The organism is Clostridium intestinale (genome assembly GCF_035905475.1).
GTDB lineage: Bacteria > Bacillota > Clostridia > Clostridiales > Clostridiaceae > Clostridium_T > Clostridium_T intestinale.
Genome location: NZ_CP121166.1, coordinates 3,099,059 through 3,118,311 on the forward strand (window position 1 = coordinate 3,099,059; position 19,253 = coordinate 3,118,311).

17 protein-coding genes, 1 tRNA gene and 1 other annotated feature are annotated in these 19,253 nt (G+C 33.2%); all 18 genes read right to left on the bottom strand.

Annotated features, from left to right (window positions below):
- Window positions 1-4: 4 nt before the first annotated feature.
- Complete coding sequence (rpoC, locus tag P8F83_RS15940; RefSeq protein ID WP_073022860.1) at window positions 5-3,541, bottom strand: DNA-directed RNA polymerase subunit beta'; 3,537 nt, start codon at window positions 3,539-3,541, stop codon at window positions 5-7.
- A 20-nt stretch (window positions 3,542-3,561) separates the two neighbouring features.
- Window positions 3,562-7,266 (bottom strand): DNA-directed RNA polymerase subunit beta, encoded by a 3,705-nt coding sequence (gene rpoB / locus P8F83_RS15945; protein ID WP_073022859.1) that lies wholly within the window; start codon window positions 7,264-7,266, stop codon window positions 3,562-3,564.
- Between the two features lie 298 nt (window positions 7,267-7,564).
- Window positions 7,565-7,927, bottom strand: a complete 363-nt coding sequence (rplL, locus tag P8F83_RS15950; protein WP_021800146.1) for a 50S ribosomal protein L7/L12 — start codon at window positions 7,925-7,927, stop codon at window positions 7,565-7,567.
- A 55-nt stretch (window positions 7,928-7,982) separates the two neighbouring features.
- Window positions 7,983-8,489 carry a 50S ribosomal protein L10 gene (gene rplJ, locus P8F83_RS15955; protein ID WP_021800145.1) on the bottom strand — a complete coding sequence of 169 codons (507 nt, stop codon included), beginning with the start codon at window positions 8,487-8,489 and terminating at the stop codon, window positions 7,983-7,985.
- Between the two features lie 35 nt (window positions 8,490-8,524).
- Window positions 8,525-8,654: a sequence feature (ribosomal protein L10 leader region), on the bottom strand.
- A gap of 44 nt (window positions 8,655-8,698) precedes the next feature.
- Window positions 8,699-9,388 (bottom strand): 50S ribosomal protein L1, encoded by a 690-nt coding sequence (gene rplA, locus P8F83_RS15960; RefSeq protein ID WP_021800144.1) that lies wholly within the window; start codon window positions 9,386-9,388, stop codon window positions 8,699-8,701.
- 55 nt (window positions 9,389-9,443) lie between these two features.
- Window positions 9,444-9,869: a 50S ribosomal protein L11 gene (gene rplK, locus P8F83_RS15965; protein WP_021800143.1), complete on the bottom strand. Its 426-nt coding sequence runs from the start codon at window positions 9,867-9,869 to the stop codon at window positions 9,444-9,446.
- 85 nt (window positions 9,870-9,954) lie between these two features.
- Window positions 9,955-10,476: a transcription termination/antitermination protein NusG gene (nusG, locus tag P8F83_RS15970; RefSeq protein WP_073022858.1), complete on the bottom strand. Its 522-nt coding sequence runs from the start codon at window positions 10,474-10,476 to the stop codon at window positions 9,955-9,957.
- A 33-nt stretch (window positions 10,477-10,509) separates the two neighbouring features.
- Window positions 10,510-10,743 carry a preprotein translocase subunit SecE gene (secE, locus tag P8F83_RS15975; protein WP_073022857.1) on the bottom strand — a complete coding sequence of 78 codons (234 nt, stop codon included), beginning with the start codon at window positions 10,741-10,743 and terminating at the stop codon, window positions 10,510-10,512.
- 36 nt (window positions 10,744-10,779) lie between these two features.
- Complete coding sequence (gene rpmG / locus P8F83_RS15980; protein ID WP_021800140.1) at window positions 10,780-10,929, bottom strand: 50S ribosomal protein L33; 150 nt, start codon at window positions 10,927-10,929, stop codon at window positions 10,780-10,782.
- 171 nt (window positions 10,930-11,100) lie between these two features.
- Window positions 11,101-12,294 (bottom strand): elongation factor Tu, encoded by a 1,194-nt coding sequence (gene tuf, locus P8F83_RS15985; RefSeq protein WP_021800139.1) that lies wholly within the window; start codon window positions 12,292-12,294, stop codon window positions 11,101-11,103.
- 61 nt (window positions 12,295-12,355) lie between these two features.
- Window positions 12,356-12,431 (bottom strand) — tRNA-Thr (locus P8F83_RS15990).
- Between the two features lie 92 nt (window positions 12,432-12,523).
- Window positions 12,524-13,141: an RNA polymerase sporulation sigma factor SigH gene (gene sigH, locus P8F83_RS15995; protein ID WP_034856489.1), complete on the bottom strand. Its 618-nt coding sequence runs from the start codon at window positions 13,139-13,141 to the stop codon at window positions 12,524-12,526.
- 81 nt (window positions 13,142-13,222) lie between these two features.
- Entirely contained in the window at window positions 13,223-13,732 is a 510-nt protein-coding gene (locus P8F83_RS16000) for an NYN domain-containing protein (RefSeq protein WP_021800137.1), read from the bottom strand.
- 19 nt (window positions 13,733-13,751) lie between these two features.
- Window positions 13,752-14,555: a 23S rRNA (guanosine(2251)-2'-O)-methyltransferase RlmB gene (gene rlmB, locus P8F83_RS16005; RefSeq protein WP_326511866.1), complete on the bottom strand. Its 804-nt coding sequence runs from the start codon at window positions 14,553-14,555 to the stop codon at window positions 13,752-13,754.
- Window positions 14,556-14,626: 71 nt separating this feature from the next.
- Complete coding sequence (locus P8F83_RS16010; RefSeq protein WP_326511867.1) at window positions 14,627-15,034, bottom strand: Mini-ribonuclease 3; 408 nt, start codon at window positions 15,032-15,034, stop codon at window positions 14,627-14,629.
- Between the two features lie 308 nt (window positions 15,035-15,342).
- A complete protein-coding gene (gene cysS, locus P8F83_RS16015) occupies window positions 15,343-16,743 on the bottom strand; it encodes a cysteine--tRNA ligase (protein WP_326511868.1) in 1,401 nt (466 codons plus the stop codon).
- A gap of 107 nt (window positions 16,744-16,850) precedes the next feature.
- A complete protein-coding gene (proS, locus tag P8F83_RS16020) occupies window positions 16,851-18,287 on the bottom strand; it encodes a proline--tRNA ligase (protein WP_326511869.1) in 1,437 nt (478 codons plus the stop codon).
- A 289-nt stretch (window positions 18,288-18,576) separates the two neighbouring features.
- The gene (gene ispD, locus P8F83_RS16025) at window positions 18,577-19,251 is read right to left on the bottom strand and encodes a 2-C-methyl-D-erythritol 4-phosphate cytidylyltransferase (RefSeq protein WP_238905908.1); all 675 of its coding nucleotides are present in this window, start codon (window positions 19,249-19,251) and stop codon (window positions 18,577-18,579) included.
- Window positions 19,252-19,253 lie beyond the last annotated feature (2 nt).

Genomic DNA, 19,253 nt, shown 5'->3' on the forward strand with positions numbered 1-19,253 from the left:
TTGTTTAATCTTCAATAGCAATTTCATCTATTTCATCTGCAATATTATCCTCAGTATTGAGTTTTACTGTTCTATATCTTAACATACCTGTTCCTGCCGGAATCAGTTTACCAATAATTACATTTTCCTTCAATCCAAGAAGTGGATCTATTTTTCCTTTTATTGCTGCATCAGTAAGAACTCTTGTAGTTTCTTGGAATGACGCTGCGGAAAGGAAACTATCCGTTGCAAGTGCTGCTTTAGTTATACCTAGAAGTACCTTTTCTCCTTGAGCTGGTTCTCCACCAAAAGCTTCCACTCTAGCATTTTCTTCATCAAAATCAAACATATCTATTAAAGTTCCTGATAATAGTTCAGTATCACCTGATTCGCTTATCTTAACTTTTCTAGTCATTTGTCTAACTACTACTTCAAGATGCTTATCATTTATATCAACACCTTGTAGTCTATAAACTTTTTGAACTTCTGAAAGCAGATATTGTCTAGCCCCATCTACTCCCTTAATACCCATGATATCATGTGGATTTACAGATCCTTCTGTGATTTCATCTCCAGCTGAAACTATATCTCCATCACTAACCTTAAGTCTTGATCCAAAAGGTATATCATAAGTTTTCTCAGCACCTTCGTTAGATACTACATAAACTACTCTCTTTTTCTTTGTCTCTTCAAACTTAACTGTACCGTGTATTTCACTTACTATAGCTAATCCCTTAGGTTTTCTAGCTTCAAATAACTCCTCAACTCTAGGAAGCCCTTGAGTTATATCCGCTCCAGCAACTCCACCTGTATGGAATGTTCTCATTGTAAGCTGAGTTCCTGGTTCTCCTATAGATTGGGCTGCTATAATACCTACTGCTTCACCGATATTTATCTTTTGTCCAGTTGCCATATTCATACCATAACACTTAGCACAAACTCCAACTTTAGCCTTACATGTAAATACTGATCTAATTTTAACTTTCTTAACACCAGCTTTTACTATTTTATCAGCCATATGAACATCCATATAGTTATCTTTAGCAAGTATAACATCTCCAGTTTCTGGATCAATTATATCTTCAGCATTATATCTTCCTGTTAATCTTTCCTTTAAACCTTCGATAACTTCATTTCCTTCTTTAATATCCGCAACAACTATTCCTTCAGTTGTTCCACAATCCTGACTTCTAACTATAACATCTTGAGATACATCAACAAGTCTTCTTGTTAAGTATCCAGAGTCAGCTGTCTTAAGAGCTGTATCGGCATTACCTTTTCTAGCTCCATGAGTTGATATAAAGTACTCTAATACATCTAGGCCTTCTCTAAACGATGCTCTAATAGGTAATTCTATAATCTTACCTGAAGGATTTGCCATAAGTCCTCTCATACCAGCTAATTGCTTGATCTGAGATTTAGATCCTCTGGCTCCAGAATCCGCCATCATATATATAGGATTAAACTTATCCATACTATCCATAAGTGCATTCGCAACTTCTTCAGTCGTATCAGTCCACTTTTGAATAACTCTATCATATCTTTCTTCTTCTGAAATCAATCCTCTTCTAAACATCTTTTCAATTCTATCAACTGTTTTGTCAGTTTCTTCAAGTAACTCATATTTTCTTTGAGGAACTATCATATCTGAAGCTGCTATTGTAATAGCTCCAATTGAAGAATAATGATAACCTGTAGCTTTAATATTATCTAACATTACAGAAGTCTTAGTTGGACCATGTTTAACATAGCATCTATCAATTACTCCCCCAAGTGTACCTTTTGTCACCAAGAAATCAACCTCTAGATTAAATCTTTCAGCAGGATTAGTTCTATCTACATATCCAAGATCTTGAGGAATTGATTCATTAAATATAATCTTTCCTACAGTAGTTTTAACTATTCCACTTTCAAGTTTACCATCTATTTCTCTATACAATCTTACATTTATTTTAGCATGAATATCAATTTCCTTTAACGAATATGCCATAAGCACTTCATCTACTGAAGAGAAGTAAGATCCCTCTCCTTTAACACCATCTTTATCTACAGTTAGATAGTAAGAACCTAGAACCATATCCTGTGTAGGTACAGAAACTGGCTTACCATCAGATGGTTTTAGTATATTTCCAGCAGCTAGCATTAAGAATCTAGCTTCTGCTTGTGCTTCAACTGATAAAGGAACGTGAACAGCCATTTGGTCACCGTCGAAGTCAGCATTATAAGCTGTACAAACTAACGGATGAAGTTTAATAGCTCTACCTTCAACTAAAACTGGTTGGAATGCTTGAATACCTAATCTATGAAGAGTAGGAGCACGGTTTAATAATACAGGATGATCACTTATTACTTCTTCAAGTATATCCCACACCTGAGCACTAACTCTTTCAACCATTCTCTTAGCAGCTTTTATATTATGAGCTACACCATCTTGAACTAATTTTTTCATAACAAATGGCTTAAATAATTCTAGAGCCATTTCTTTTGGAAGCCCACATTGGTACATCTTTAACTCAGGTCCAACAACTATAACAGATCTTCCTGAGTAGTCAACTCTTTTACCAAGAAGATTTTGTCTAAATCTTCCTTGCTTACCTTTAAGCATATCAGATAAAGATTTAAGTGGTCTGTTTCCAGGACCTGTAACAGGTCTTCCTCTTCTACCATTATCTATTAGTGCATCTACAGCTTCTTGAAGCATTCTTTTTTCGTTTCTCACTATTATGTCAGGAGCTCCAAGATCTAAAAGTTTTTTAAGTCTGTTATTTCTGTTTATAACTCTTCTATATAGATCATTTAAGTCAGACGTTGCAAATCTTCCTCCGTCTAATTGAACCATTGGTCTTAAATCTGGAGGTATAACTGGTATAACATCAACTATCATCCATTCAGGATTGTTTCCTGATTTTCTGAAAGATTCAACAACTTCTAATCTTCTAATTATTCTAACTTTCTTTTGACCTGTACTTTGTTTTAATTCTTCTTTAAGCTCTACTGAATGTTTCTCTAAATCTATTTCTCCTAATAACATTTTTATAGATTCAGCACCCATTCCAGCTACAAAACTTTCCTCACCATATTTATCTACAGCTTCTCTATATTCTTTTTCATTTAATAACTGTTTCTTTAATAATGGTGTTTCTTTAGGGTTTATCACTACATAAGAAGCAAAATACAATATTTTTTCAAGAGCCCTTGGAGACATATCTAATATTAGCCCCATTCTTGACGGAATCCCTTTAAAATACCATATGTGAGATACAGGGGCAGCAAGTTCTATATGCCCCATTCTCTCTCTTCTTACCTTAGCTTTAGTTACCTCTACTCCACATCTATCGCAGACAATTCCCTTATATCTTACTCTCTTATATTTTCCACAATGACATTCCCAATCCTTTTGTGGTCCAAATATTCTTTCACAGAACAAACCATCTCTTTCTGGCTTTAATGTTCTATAGTTAATAGTTTCTGGTTTTTTAACTTCCCCTCTAGACCATTCTCTTATCTGTTGTGGAGAAGCCAAACCTATTTGCAATGCATCAAAATTATTTAATTCGATCAAGGGTATATCCTCCCTTCAAATTAGTGTTCATCATTAAAATCATCAAGTTCTAAATCTTCTTGGAATTCATCTAATTGGAATGATTCATAATCTAACTCTTCTTCCAATTCCTCATCTCCAGTTAAATAACTATCTTCTCCATCTGGAGTTGCTGGTACAAAATCTTCATTACCCTCTATATTTACATCTAATTCAACTGCGTCATCATCTTCTGTCAATTCTTTTAGTTTAACTTCTTGATTTTCATCATTAAGAACTCTTACATCTAAGCAAAGAGCTTGAAGTTCTTTAATAAGAACCTTAAATGACTCAGGTACGCCTGGTTCAGGTATATTTTCACCTTTTACAATTGATTCGTAAGTTTTAACTCTACCTACAATATCATCTGATTTAACTGTTAAAATTTCCTGTAATGTATGAGCAGCACCATAAGCTTCAAGTGCCCAAACTTCCATCTCACCAAATCTTTGACCACCAAATTGAGCTTTACCTCCAAGTGGTTGTTGAGTAACTAGTGAGTATGGACCTGTAGATCTAGCATGTATCTTATCATCAACCAAATGGGCTAGTTTTAAGATATACATTATCCCAACAGTAACAGAGTTATCAAACGGTTCTCCAGTTCTACCATCATAAAGTACAGTCTTTCCATTTGCATTATATCCTGCATCTTCAAGACAGTTTTCAATATCTTTTTCTGTAGCTCCATCAAATACTGGTGTAGCTATATGCCAGCCTAATTTACTTGCTGCCCATCCTAAATGAACTTCAAGTACCTGACCAATATTCATACGTGAAGGAACCCCTAGAGGGTTTAGACATATTTGTAGTGGTCTTCCATCAGGTAAAAATGGCATATCTTCTTCTGGTAAAACTCTAGAAATAACCCCTTTGTTTCCATGACGTCCAGCCATCTTATCTCCAACAGATATTTTTCTCTTTTGTGCTATATAACATCTAACTAATTCATTAACTCCCGGAGTAAGTTCATCACCATTTTCTCTAGTGAACACTTTAACATCAACTATTATACCAGCTTCTCCATGAGGAACTCTTAAAGAAGTATCTCTTACTTCTCTAGCTTTTTCTCCGAATATAGCCCTTAATAGTCTTTCTTCTGCTGTTAATTCAGTTTCTCCTTTAGGTGTTACTTTACCTACAAGAATATCTCCAGATCTAACTTCAGCACCAATTCTGATGATTCCTCTTTCGTCAAGATCTCTTATTGCATCATCACCAACATTTGGAATATCCCTAGTTATTTCTTCTGGTCCCAATTTAGTGTCTCTAGCTTCACATTCATATTCTTCTATATGAATAGATGTGAACACATCCTCTCTAACTAGTTCTTCTGAAATAAGCATAGCATCTTCGTAGTTATATCCTTCCCAGGTTATAAATCCCATTCTGATATTTTTACCTAATGCTATTTCTCCTAAATCAGTAGATGGTCCATCAGCTAATACAGTACCATTTGATACGTATTCGCCTTTAGAAACTATAGGTCTTTGATTAATACAAGTACCTTGGTTACTTCTCTTGAACTTTAGAAGTCTGTATGTGTCAGTTCCTCCATCAGAATCTCTTTTAACTCTAACTTCATTAGCACTTACATAGGACACTACCCCTGCATTAACTGCTTTAGGTAGAACCCCAGAATCTACAGCCGCTTTAAATTCAATCCCAGTACCTACAATTGGTGCTTGTGGTTTTAATAATGGAACTGCTTGACGTTGCATGTTAGATCCCATAAGTGCTCTGGAAGCATCATCGTTCTCTAAGAAAGGAATCATAGCAGTAGCAACAGAAACTATTTGTCTTGGAGATATATCAATTAAATCCACATCTTCTCTAGGAATCACAAGAACATCTTCCATGTATCTTACAGTAACTCTAGAATCTAATAGTTTTCCATCTTCTCCTATCGGTTCCTTAGCTTGTGCAACGTAATATTGATCTTCAACATCTGCTGTGAAGTATCTAATCTCATTTGTAACAAGACTAGTTTCTTTATCTATAACTCTATAAGGAGTTTCTATAAAACCATATTCATTAACTCTTGCATAAGTAGCTAAAGAGTTTATAAGTCCTATATTAGGTCCTTCTGGTGTTTCTATCGGACACATTCTCCCATAGTGTGAGTAGTGAACGTCTCTAACTTCAAACCCAGCTCTTTCTCTCGAAAGTCCTCCAGGTCCTAAAGCTGATAATCTTCTTTTGTGAGTAAGCTCAGATAATGGATTTGTTTGATCCATGAACTGAGAAAGCTGTGAACTACCAAAGAATTCTTTAATAGCAGCTGCTACTGGTCTTATGTTAATTAATACTTGTGGAGTTATTCCTTCTTGGTCTTGAATAGTCATTCTTTCTTTAACTACTCTTTCCATTCTTGATAAACCAATTCTAAATTGATTTTGTAGAAGTTCTCCAACACTTCTTAATCTTCTATTTCCTAAATGATCTATATCATCAACATTTCCTATACCATAAGGTAATCCTAATTCATAACTTATTGTTGCATATATATCATCTCTAACAATATGCTTAGGTATAAGTCTGTTAATATTCTTCTTTATAGCATCCTTAATCTCTTTTTCAGTAGAATAAGTATCAAGAATTTCTTTTAGGGTAGGGAAATGAACATTTTCTTTAATATTCAAATCATCTACATTAAAATCAACATGATTTTGGATTTTAACAAAGTGATTTCCGATTACTCTAAAGATTCTATCATCAACTAATATATCTACAGAGTTTATCCCTAAATTTTGAATTTCTTTAGCTACAGTTCTTGCTATCTTTTGATTCTTCTCTACCAGAATCTCTCCAGTTTCTGGGTTAACTATATCTGTTGCTGCTATTTGATTAGCAATTCTTAAGTTTATAGCTAACTTTTTATTGAATTTATATCTTCCAACTCTAGATAAATCATATCTTTTTGCGTCAAAAAATAATGAATCAATAAGAGATACTGCACTATCAACAGTTGGTGGTTCTCCTGGTCTTAATCTCTTGTAAATTTCTAATAGTGCTTCTTCTTTAGTCTTAGTATTATCTTTTTCAATAGTAGCCTTGAATCTTTCGTCTTCACCAAAATACTCAATAAGTTCAGTATCAGTTCCAAAACCCATAGCTCTTGCTAAGATTGTTATCGGTAACTTTCTTGTCTTATCAATTCTTACATAGATTACATCATTAGAATCTGTTTCATACTCTAACCATGCTCCTCTATTAGGTATTACTGTTGAAGAAAATAGCTTCTTACCACTTTTATCTCTTGACACATTATAATAAACACCTGGTGATCTAACCAATTGGCTTACTATAACTCTTTCTGCTCCATTTATAACAAAAGTACCTTGCTCAGTCATTAATGGGAAATCTCCCATGAAAACCTCTTGCTCTTTAATTTCTCCAGTTTCCTTGTTCTGAAGTCTTACAGATACTTTTAAAGGTGCAGCATAAGTTGCATCTCTTTCTTTACACTCTTCTACTAAGTACTTAATGTTATCTTTGTCAAGCTTGAAGTCAGTAAACTCCAAAACTAGATTTCCCGTGAAGTTAGTTATAGGGTTTACATCTTCAAAAACCTCATAAAGCCCTTCTTTTAGGAACCAGTTGTATGAATCTAATTGAACCTCAATCAGATTTGGCATTTCTGCAACTTCTTTTACCTTTCCAAAGCTCATTCTAGTTCTTTTTCCCACTTGGACAGGATGTACCATCAACTTTCACCCCTCGTTTAAACTAAAATAACCAAAAGTACGCACTTCCCCCTACGGAAGGTTACTTTCGGGTAATGTCATTATTTTAGTATAACCTAGATTATTAATTTATATACGGCTATTCTAAAATTATATATACTATTCCATATTGAATAGTACATTAAATGATATTATCATATTGATCTTGCGCTGTCAATACTTGTTTTACCTTATAATCACTTTTATTGTAATTTCTAAATTATTTATAGAGAAATTAAAGAGGCGCTAGTACTAGCACCTCTTTTATGCTAAACAGAAATTATTTTACTTCAACTTCTGCTCCAACTTCAGCTAATTTAGCTTTTATTTCTTCAGCTGCTTCTTTAGCTATAGCTTCTTTAATTGTTTTAGGAGCTCCGTCAACTATTTCTTTAGCTTCCTTTAATCCTAATCCAGTTACTTCTCTAACTACTTTTATAACTTTTATTTTGTTAGCTCCAGCGCTAGTTAAAACTACGTCGAATTCAGTCTTTTCTTCAACAGCAGCAACAGCAGCTCCGCCTGCAGCAGCAACTGGTGCAGCAGCACTTACTCCGAATTCTTCTTCACAAGCTTTTACTAATTCATTTAATTCTAAAACGCTCATAGCTTTTACAGCTTCTATGATTTGTTCCTTTGTCATTTTAAGGCACCTCCGAAATTTTTTACTAATTATTTTTTTCTGCTATAATCACTAATTATTCAGCAGATTCTGATTCTTTTTTCTCTTTTATTGCATTTAATAAATATGCAAGATTTGATAATGGAGCTTTGAAGCTTCCAAGAAGTTTTGCAATAAGAACTTCTTTTGGTGGTATTGCAGCAAGTTGTTTAACTTTCTCTGCATCATAAACTTCACCAGATACTATTCCTGCTTTTAACTCTAATTTCTTATGAGTTTTAGCAAAATCACTTAAAATTCTTGCTGGAGCTGTAACATCTTCGTAACCGAATGCTATCGATACAGGTCCTTCTAAGAATGGAACTATTCCTTCGTGGCCTAATTCCTTAGCTGCTAATGTAACTAAAGTATTTTTATATACTTTATATTCTATACCAGCTTCTCTAAGAGTCTTTCTAAGTTGAGTATCTTCTTCAACTGTTAATCCTTGATAACTTGTAAGAACTACAGATTGAGCTTTTTCTAACTTCTCTTTAATTTCAGCAACTTTCGCTTCTTTTAACTGTCTATTCTTATTTACCACTGTGTGTCCACCTCCTCACAGTTTTTAACTGCTTTTTTATAATTAAGAAAGGGTCTTTCCGCAGACAAGGAAAGACCCATTACAAGCATTTGTATGGAACCCTCGGTAGGTTGTTTACGTTATGCACATCGCACCCACTGTCTACGGTTTTACCTATTCAGTTATTACAACGTTATTGATTATATATCATTTCTCGACATATGTCAATACTATTCTAAAACCTTAACTGGGTTAACTTTAACTCCAGGTCCCATTGTTGCTGATAAAGAAACTGACTTAACGTATTGTCCTTTAGCAGCTGCTGGTTTAGCTTTTACTACAGCTTCCATTAAAGCACGGAAGTTGTCAGCTAATTTTTCCACTCCGAAAGATTTCTTTCCGATTGGGCAGTGAACTATAGCAGTTTTATCTACTCTATATTCAACTTTACCAGCTTTGATATCAGCGATTGCTTTAGCAACATCAAATGTAACTGTACCTGATTTTGGGTTCGGCATTAATCCCTTTGGTCCTAATACTCTACCTAATCTACCAACTACACCCATCATATCTGGAGTAGCTACAACTACATCATAATCAAACCAGTTTTCGTTTTGGATTTTAGAAACTAATTCTTCAGCTCCAACGAATTCTGCTCCAGCTGCTTCAGCTTCTTTAGCTTTATCACCTTTAGCAAATACTAATACTTTAACTGATCTACCAGTTCCGTGTGGAAGAACAACTGCTCCTCTAACTTGTTGATCAGCATGTCTTGGGTCTACCCCTAATCTTACGTGTATTTCTATTGTTTCATCAAACTTAGCTTTTGCAGTTTTTACTGCTAAATCTAAAGCTTCAACTGGAGTGTATAAAGCACTCTTATCTACTAATTTTGCACTTTCAACATATTTCTTTCCCATTATTAAGCCTCCTTTGTGGTATTAACGGTTATTACCTCCCACCAATTTCTAGAAATTACTCTACTACAGTTACTCCCATGCTTCTAGCAGTACCTTCAATCATACTCATTGCAGTTTCTACTGATGCAGCATTTAAGTCTGGCATTTTTAACTCAGCAATTTTTCTTACTTGTTCTTTAGTTATTTTTCCAACTTTAGTTCTGTTTGGAACTCCTGAACCACTTTCTAGTCCTAATTCTTTTTTAATTAAAACTGCAGCTGGTGGAGTTTTTAATATAAAGCTAAATGATCTGTCTTGATACACTGTTATAACAACTGGTATTATTAAACCAGCTTTATCAGCAGTTTTAGCATTAAACTCCTTACAGAATCCCATTATATTAACTCCATGTTGTCCTAATGCTGGACCAACTGGTGGAGCTGGTGTTGCCTTACCTGCAGGAAGTTGAAGTTTTATCATTCCTGTTACTTTCTTAGCCATGTGTTATTCCTCCTATACTGTGGTAATACGGACTTTAGCCCTCCCACTTAATTAAGACCATAGTCTTTATTGATAAAAATTAGTATTAAACTAATCTTTCAACCTGATTTAATTCGGCTTCAATAGAAGTCTCTCTACCAAATAATTCTGCTAAAGCTTTCACTTTACGCTTTTCTGTGTTTATCTCAACAACAGTAGCAAGCATATCCTTAAATGGTCCTGATACTATTCTTACGCTCTCTCCAACCTCTAAATTAATCTCAACAGGCATATCAACTACACCCATAGAATCAACTTCTTCATCAGTTAAAGGAACAGGTTTTGATCCAGGTCCAACAAAACCTGTAACTCCTCTTGTGTTTCTAACAACATACCAAGATTCGTCACTCATCAACATTTTTACTAAAACATATCCTGGAAACTTCTTCTTTAGAGATATTTTTTGTTTTCCATCCTTTTCTTCGATAACTTCTTCCATAGGAACTTGTATATCCTGAATTAAGGACTCAAGAGCTCTATTCTCTATAGTTTTTTCAATGTTTGCTTTTACCTTATTTTCATATCCAGAATATGTGTGTACCACATACCATCTAGCTCTTTCACTCATATTATCAGGATGAATAGCTCACCCAAACCTCCCTTATTTTAATTTTAAAATAATTTCAAAGAGGTTTTTAAAAACAAGGTCTAAGCCACCAACTAGCACAACATATGCTAGTGTAAAGGCAATTGTAGCTATTAAGGCTTTTTTTGCTTCATTTTTATTAGGCCAAGTTATTCTATTAACTTCACCTTTAACCTCTCTAAAGAACTTAACAATGCCTGCTTCCCTTTTAGGTGCAGACTCTTTTTTAACCTTGCCATTTACAGCCATTATTATTCACATCCTTAAAAAAAGCTGAGAACTTTATTACTTAGTTTCTCTGTGAAGAGTATGTTTTTTGCAAAATTTGCAGTACTTTTTAACCTCTAATCTATCTGGGTCATTTTTCTTGTTCTTCATTGAGTGGTAATTTCTTTGTTTGCAATCTGTGCAAGCTAAAGTTATCTTTACTCTCATTGTCTGCACCTCCAGTTTTTTTCTATATACAGCATAAGCTTTGTATTAGTATAAGCTTTTACCTTACTATGTCATTCACTTCATAACATTATCACAAATAAATTACAAAGTCAACATTTTATCACTATGTAAAGGACTAGGTTAGAGAACCCAGCCCTTAAACATCTTGTATTATTTAACTATAGTAGTAACAACTCCAGAACCTACAGTTCTTCCGCCTTCTCTTATAGCAAATCTTAATCCTTCATCCATAGCTACTGTTGTTATTAATTCAACATTCATATCTATATGATCTCCTGGCATTACCATTTCCATTCCATCTGGTAATTTGATTGATCCTGTTACGTCTGTTGTTCTGAAATAGAATTGTGGTCTATATCCATCAAAGAATGGTGTATGTCTTCCGCCTTCTTCTTTCTTTAATACGTAAACTTGACCTACGAATGCACTATGTGGGTTTACTGATCCAGTTTTTGAAAGTACTTGACCTCTTTCGATATCTGTTCTTTGTACCCCTCTTAATAATGCTCCTATATTATCTCCTGCTTGTGCTTCATCTAGTAACTTTCTGAACATTTCTATTCCTGTTACTACTACTTTTCTTCTATCTTCACTTAGTCCAACGATTTCTGCTTCGTCTCCTACGTGTAGTATTCCTCTTTCCACTCTTCCAGTCGCAACTGTTCCTCTACCAGTAATTGTGAATACATCTTCTACTGGCATTAAGAATGGTTTATCTGTTGCTCTTTCTGGTGTTGGGATATAGCTATCTACTGCATCCATTAACTCTAAGATTGGTGCTATTTTAGCTTCATCTGTTGGGTTTTCTAATGCTTGTAATGCTGATCCTTTTATTACTGGAATATCATCTCCTGGGAAGTTGTATTCACTTAGTAATTCTCTTACTTCCATTTCTACTAACTCTAATAACTCTTCGTCATCTACCATATCTGCTTTGTTTAAGAATACTACGATATAGTCAACTCCTACTCTTGATGCTAGTAATATATGTTCTCTTGTTTGTGGCATTGGACCGTCTGCTGCTGATACAACTAAGATAGCTCCATCCATTTGTGCTGCTCCTGTTATCATGTTCTTTACATAGTCAGCATGTCCTGGACAGTCTACGTGTGCGTAGTGTCTGTTTTCTGTTTGGTATTCTACGTGAGCGGTATTTATTGTTATACCTCTCTCTTTTTCTTCTGGTGCCTTATCTATATCTGCATAGTTAAATGCTTCTGCAAACCCTTTTTTTGCTAATACTGTTGTTATTGCTGCTGTTAATGTTGTCTTACCGTGGTCTACGTGTCCTATTGTTCCAATATTTACGTGTGGTTTATTTCTTTCGAATTTTGACTTAGCCATTTTTATTTTCCTCCTTACTAATTAAATAAACTTTGCCTAGCGTTTTGTATTTTAAAAAAATTGGAGCTCACGATCGGGATTGAACCGACGACCTCCGCCTTACCAAGGCGACGCTCTACCTACTGAGCTACGTGAGCAACTTAAATACATATATGTATAATATATATACCAATTATAAAGTTTACTATCCAATTTGGTATTTGTCAATATATTTGAATTAAAATAATTGCTATAATTTGAGACATTTTTCAAGTTTCCTTTTCACCCTCTGAAGGGCATTATCTATTGATTTAGCATGTCTATCTAAATCACAAGCAATCTCTTGATATGACTTACCATCTAGGTAGGATGTTAACACTTCCATTTCTAATTCTGTTAAGGCATTAGAAATCTCTTTTTCCATCCTCTCTATCTCTTCTTTACTTATTATCAACTCCTCAGGATCTGATATCTTAATTCCAGATAAAATATCTAATAAAGTTCTCTCAGACTCCTCTTCATAAACAGGTTTATTCAAAGATATATAAGTATTTAATGGTATATGCTTCTGTCTAGTAGCTGTTTTGATAGCTGTAATTATCTGTCTTGTTATACAAAGTTCCGCAAAAGCTCTAAATGAAGCTAATTTATGAGGGTTAAAATCTCTTATAGCCTTATATAAACCTATCATTCCTTCTTGATATATATCTTCTTTGTCCGCACCAATTAAGAAATAAGATTTAGCCTTTGTTTTTACAAACATTTCATATTTGCTAATTAGGTATTCTTGAGCCTCAATATTACCTTCCTTAGCCTCAACAGCAACATCTTCATCTAATCTATTCTTAAAATCAACATTTCTTTCCATAGACCTTTCACTATAACCCAAAGTACTCCCCCCTCATATGCCACTATTTAAGAATTAAAGGAGCTAATAAAATATTAGAATTTAACTTCTTCTCATCTTTTCCAACTTTTTCAATACCTCTTTATCTATACTGTCTTCCAAAAGATTTTTACTTCCCTTAGTTACTTTTTTAGTTTCACTTATTATTTCTTTTTCCATATTAACTATAATGTGATAAAACTCTAATGAAGATACTCGTATGGCTCCCCTTTGAAATATGGTTTGTTGCTCCAACCAATCAGATGTCACAACTAAAACCTCGAACCTTCTTCCCAGCTCATTTACTTGTCTCTCTATGTAATTATCCGCGGTTTCGCCATCTTTTGTAAAAACAACCGACAGTCTTTTATCCACTTCTTCTTTATTCTCCAGATTTCCTTCAACCTTATGTGCATCAAAGACTATATTTATATTACAATCTTCATAATTAGCATAATTGTGGAGAGTTTCTATAAGCTGTTGTCTAGCTGACTCGTAACTATACTCTTTAATTTTTTTGAGATTTGGCCAACTATTGATAACATTATATCCGTCAACAAATAAAATTTTCAAAACCCTATCACTCTCAAATCTATCTTTTTGTTATTCGAGATTTTAAAACCTCATACATCATTATACCACCTGCAACAGAAGCGTTTAAAGAGTTTATTTTGCCCACCATAGGAATTTTAACAAGTTTATCACATTTCTTTAAAGTTAAGGTAGATATTCCTCTTCCTTCACTGCCTATTATAATGGCACAAGGTCCAGAAAAATTAGTATTATAACTATAATCTTCTCCATTTATATCTGCACCATAAACCCATAAACCTTGTTCTTTTAGTTTATCTATTGCTACATTAATATTAGTTACCTTTGCTATTTTCATATGTTCAACAGCTCCAGCTGAAGATTTATATACAGTTGGAGTTACACCTACATTTCTTCTTTTAGGTATTATTATTCCATGCACACCACATAACTCAGCAGTTCTTACTATAGATCCTAAATTATGAGGATCTTCTAATTCATCTAAAATAACTATAAATGGATCTTCTTCTTTTTTCTTAGCATACTCTATTATATCGTCTATTTCTGAATATTTAAAAGGAGTTACTACAGCCATAACACCTTGATGTGACCCCGTTTCGCTCATAGAATCTAGTTTTCTTTTTTCCACTTCTTTTATAACTATCTTTTTATCTTTAGCTACTTGTATTATTTTTTTTATAGATCCTTCAACATTACCTTTCGCTATTAATAAATATTCTATTGTTCTATCAGATTTCAATGCCTCCGACACTGAGTTTCTACCTTCTATCAAATCTTCTCTAATTGTTTTTTCTTTATTTTCTTTATTTTCTTTATTTTTTTTATATTCCTCTTTATTTGACATCTTTTTCTCCTCATTTTCTATAGTTAACTAAACTTGTATATCTATCTAATTATTAATAAAACAAATTAATTTTATTCCTGCTCTACTGATTTTAATAATATAGTATTTAATCTATCTATCTGATTAATTAAGTATAAATATCCAACAAGAGCTTCAAATCCTGTTGCAGCTCTATATTCAGCTAAATCTGCATTTTTAGGTACTGTAGCTGATTTTGTATTCCTTCCACGTTTATAGATATATATTTCTTCATCAGTTAAATCTGACTCTATTCTCCTAATTATCTCACTTTGAGCATGAGCTTTAACATACTTAATGGCCTCTACATGCAATTTATGTGTAGATAGTTCTTTATTATTATTTAAAATATAATTTCTTATAAATACCTCGTATACTCCATCCCCTACAAAAGCCAATTGAAGTGGATTTAGCATTCTAGCCTCTTCTTTTGTGAATTTTCTATATAATAAGTTTTCCAAAGATTAACTCTCCTTTAACTTTATGATTTACCTACTCTACTTAATATACCATAAACTCATAAGTATTCAAATTATATTAAATATAATTTAAGTTTGTCTTTAAAAACAATGAATTATTAAATTTTTCGGCTGGTTTTCTGGATATCTGGATATCTGGATTTCTGGTTAACCAGTTAACTGGTTATATGGTTATTAAACATAATATTTTATAAACCCAACTAAAATCAACAAAATAATTTTATGTTTGAAATCTGTATAAACAAAAAGAAGCTATAATCTTGAAGGATATATAGCCTCTTTTTAATTGATTAATTAATCTTTTTCCATCTAACACCCTGTGGTGTATCTTCTAATACTATTCCTCTATCTTTTAGATCGTCTCTTATTTTATCTGCTAACGCAAAATCTCTATTTTTTCTTGCTTGTTGTCTATCTTCAATAAGCTTCTCTATTTCTTCTTCTATACTTCCTTTAGTTGATTTTTGAAGTATTCCAAGAGGATCTCCAAGTTCTCTTATAATATCTAATGCCCCTTGAATTGCTTTTCTAGATGAATCAACACTTATATTAGTATTAATATCCTTTACTAAATCAAATAGAACAGATATAGCATCTGCAGTATTGAAATCATCATCCATCTTGTCTATATATCTCTTCCTGTATACATCTAACGAAGTAATATATTTTTCTTCTTTATCATTTATCTCTTCAACACAACTTTCTTCAAGAAGGTTTTCTAGATTAGATACTGCATTGTATAATCTTTCAACAGAAGCTTTTGCCGATTCAAGAAGATCTTCCGAGAAATTTAATTGGACTCTATAATGTCCAGATAACATTAAAAATCTAATTACGTCAGCATCATATCTTTCTAAAATTTCTCTTGCTGTAAAGAAGTTATTTAGTGACTTTGACATCTTTTCATTATTAATATTAACAAAAGCAGAATGCATCCAATAGTTAGCAAAAGTTTTGCCAGTTAACGCTTCACTTTGTGCTATCTCATTTTCATGGTGTGGAAACACTAAGTCTGAACCACCTGCATGTATATCAATGGTATCTCCTAATATATTCTTAGCCATGCATGAGCACTCTATATGCCAACCTGGTCTTCCTTCTCCCCATGGACATTCCCAGCCTGGTTCGCCTTCTTTTTTTGCTTTCCAAATAGCAAAATCCATAGAATCTTTTTTTCTTTCATCAACAGATATTCTAGCTCCAGCTTGTAAATCATCTAAATTCTGTCCCGATAATTTCCCATAAGTAGTGAAGTTTTTAGTACTGAAATAAACATCGCCGTCAACTTCATATGCAAACCCTTTTTGGATTAATTCCTCTACAAACTTTATTATTTCATCTATATATTCAGTAGCTCTAGGATTTACTGTAGCTCTTTTTATGTTTAATCCATCCGCATCTTTATAATACTCTGATATATATTTATCTCCGATTTGTCTTAGCGTAATGTTTTCTTCATTAGCTTTTTTTATTAATTTGTCATCAACATCAGTAAAGTTTTGAACAAATTTTACTTTATATCCTCTGTATTCAAAATATCTTCTTATTGTATCAAACACTATAAAAGTTCTTCCATTACCAATATGAAAGAAGTTATAAACTGTAGGTCCGCAAACATACATCTTTACTTCTCCTTGTGTAATTGGGATAAACTCTTCTTTTTTTCTCGTTAGGGTATTATAAACCTTCATTTTTTCCCTCCTTCTTTAATTTTCATGTATGAAATTTTGTTTACTGTATTATATATGGAAAGCAAATTAACTTTCTCCTATCATATAATAATGATATGCCTTACTTATTAATATGCTCTACCCCAATAAACCATTTTTTCTGCTTTCTTACCACAACATACACATTCTTCTGAGTGTTTTTCTTGCTCAAAAGGAATACATCTTGATGTAGCTCCTGTTTCTTCTTTTATTTTATCTTCACAAGCTCTATCGCCACACCACATAGCTTTTACGAATCCTGGAGTATTTTCTACTATTCCTTTAAGTTCTTCTATATTTTTAGCTACGTAAGTATGCTCATCTCTGTTTTTTCTTGCTTTTTCTAACATATTAACTTGGATATTTAGAAGAAGTTCTTTAACGCTTTCTTCTAAATTATCTAAAGATACAACTGTTTTTTCTAATGTATCTCTTCTAACTAATACACATTGATTATTTTCGATGTCTTTTGGTCCTATTTCTAATCTTACTGGAACGCCTTTCATTTCGTACTCTGCAAACTTCCATCCTGGCATTTTATCTTTATCATCAAGCCTAACTCTAGCTATTTTAGCTATCTTCTCTTTAAGCTCGTTTGCTTTTTCTAAAACACCTTCTTTGTGTTGTGCTACTGGAACAATAACTACTTGTGTTGGTGCTACTTTTGGTGGAAGTACTAATCCATTATCATCTCCATGTACCATTATAACAGCACCTATTAATCTTGTTGTCATTCCCCATGAAGTTTCATGAACATATTGTAACTTACCATTTTTATCTGTGTATTGAATATTAAATGCTTTAGCAAAATTATCTCCAAAGTTGTGTGAAGTACCTGTTTGAAGTGCTTTACCATCATGCATTAAACTTTCTATAGTAAATGTAGCTTCTGCTCCTGCAAATTTTTCTTTTTCAGTTTTTTGTCCCTTCACTACAGGGATAGCTAAAAACTCTTCACAAAAACTTGCATAAACATTAAGCATTCTCTTAGTTTCTTCCATAGATTCTTCAGCAGTAGCATGTACTGTATGCCCTTCTTGCCATAGGAATTCTGTAGTTCTTAAGAATGGTCTTGTAGTTTTTTCACATCTAACTACTGAACACCATTGATTATATAATTTAGGAAGGTCATTATAAGATTGCACTATCTTAGAGTAGTGTTCACAAAATAACGTTTCAGAAGTTGGACGAACACATAGCTTTTCTGTAAGCTTTTCTTCTCCAAAATGTGTTACCCAAGCAACCTCTGGCGCAAATCCTTCAACGTGATCTTTTTCTTTTTGAAGTAAAGACTCAGGAATAAACATTGGCATATATACATTTTCATGACCTGTTTCTTTAAATCTTCTATCTAAATCTTGTTGTATATTTTCCCATATAGCATAACCATAAGGTCTTATTATCATACAACCCTTTACACTTGAATAGTCAACTAACTCAGCCTTTTTTACTATGTCTGTATACCATTGAGCAAAATCTACATCCATTGAGGTTATTGCTTCAACTAATTTTTTATTTTTTCCCATAAAAAATCCTCCTTTAGTTTATAATTATTAAATATAAAAAGAGTCCGCCCTATATTAGGGCGAACTCATAGTCGCGGTACCACCTAAATTTGTACTCTAGTAATGTTAACGGTGTTAAACCGATAGTTTTTCCCTACAACTCCAAAGCGGGTTCGAAACAGTTGAAAATCTTTCAGCCCAGGATTCTCTCTCTTTAATATAGTCTCTACTATTCTTCTTCACTGCTTTTCGTATTATATTTTTCTTTTCATATTATAACTTCTAAAAAAAGTACTGTCAATAAGTTTATCTATACTAATCTTTCTGCAAGTATCAAGTCATCAGGTGTAGTAATTTTTATGTTAGTATAGTCTCCCTCATATATGAATACTTTCTTTCCATAGGCCTCTGCTACCATTGTATCATCTGTAACAGCAAGTTTTTTTTCCCTAACCCATTCATGAGCTTCTAATATCATTTTATAATCGAAAGTTTGTGGCGTCTGAATAGCTATTAAAGTACTTCTATCTGGCGTTTCTTTAGAAAAGCCTGAATTATCAACAATTTTTATAGTATCTTTAGGAGTAACTCCACATGCAGTTGCTCCATATCTCTTGGCGTAATCTATTCCTTCGTCAATGATTCTATTAGATACAAAAGGCCTTGCTCCATCATGTATAAGAACTATTGAAGAATCTTCAATCGCCTTTAATCCATTATAAACAGAATCACTTCGCTCTTTGCCTCCCACTACTACTCTATCTACCTTTAATTCATATTTATCTAGAATTTCCTCTTTGCAATAATCAATTTCATCTTCAGGTAAAACTAGAATAATTTCATGAACATTACCATTATTTAAAAACTTCTTTAAAGTGTAATAAAGCATAGGCTTTTTTTTAAGGTCTAAGAATTGTTTACTTATCTCATTCCCCATTCTTTTACCTTTTCCACCTGCTAATATAATGGCACTTACCTTATTCATTT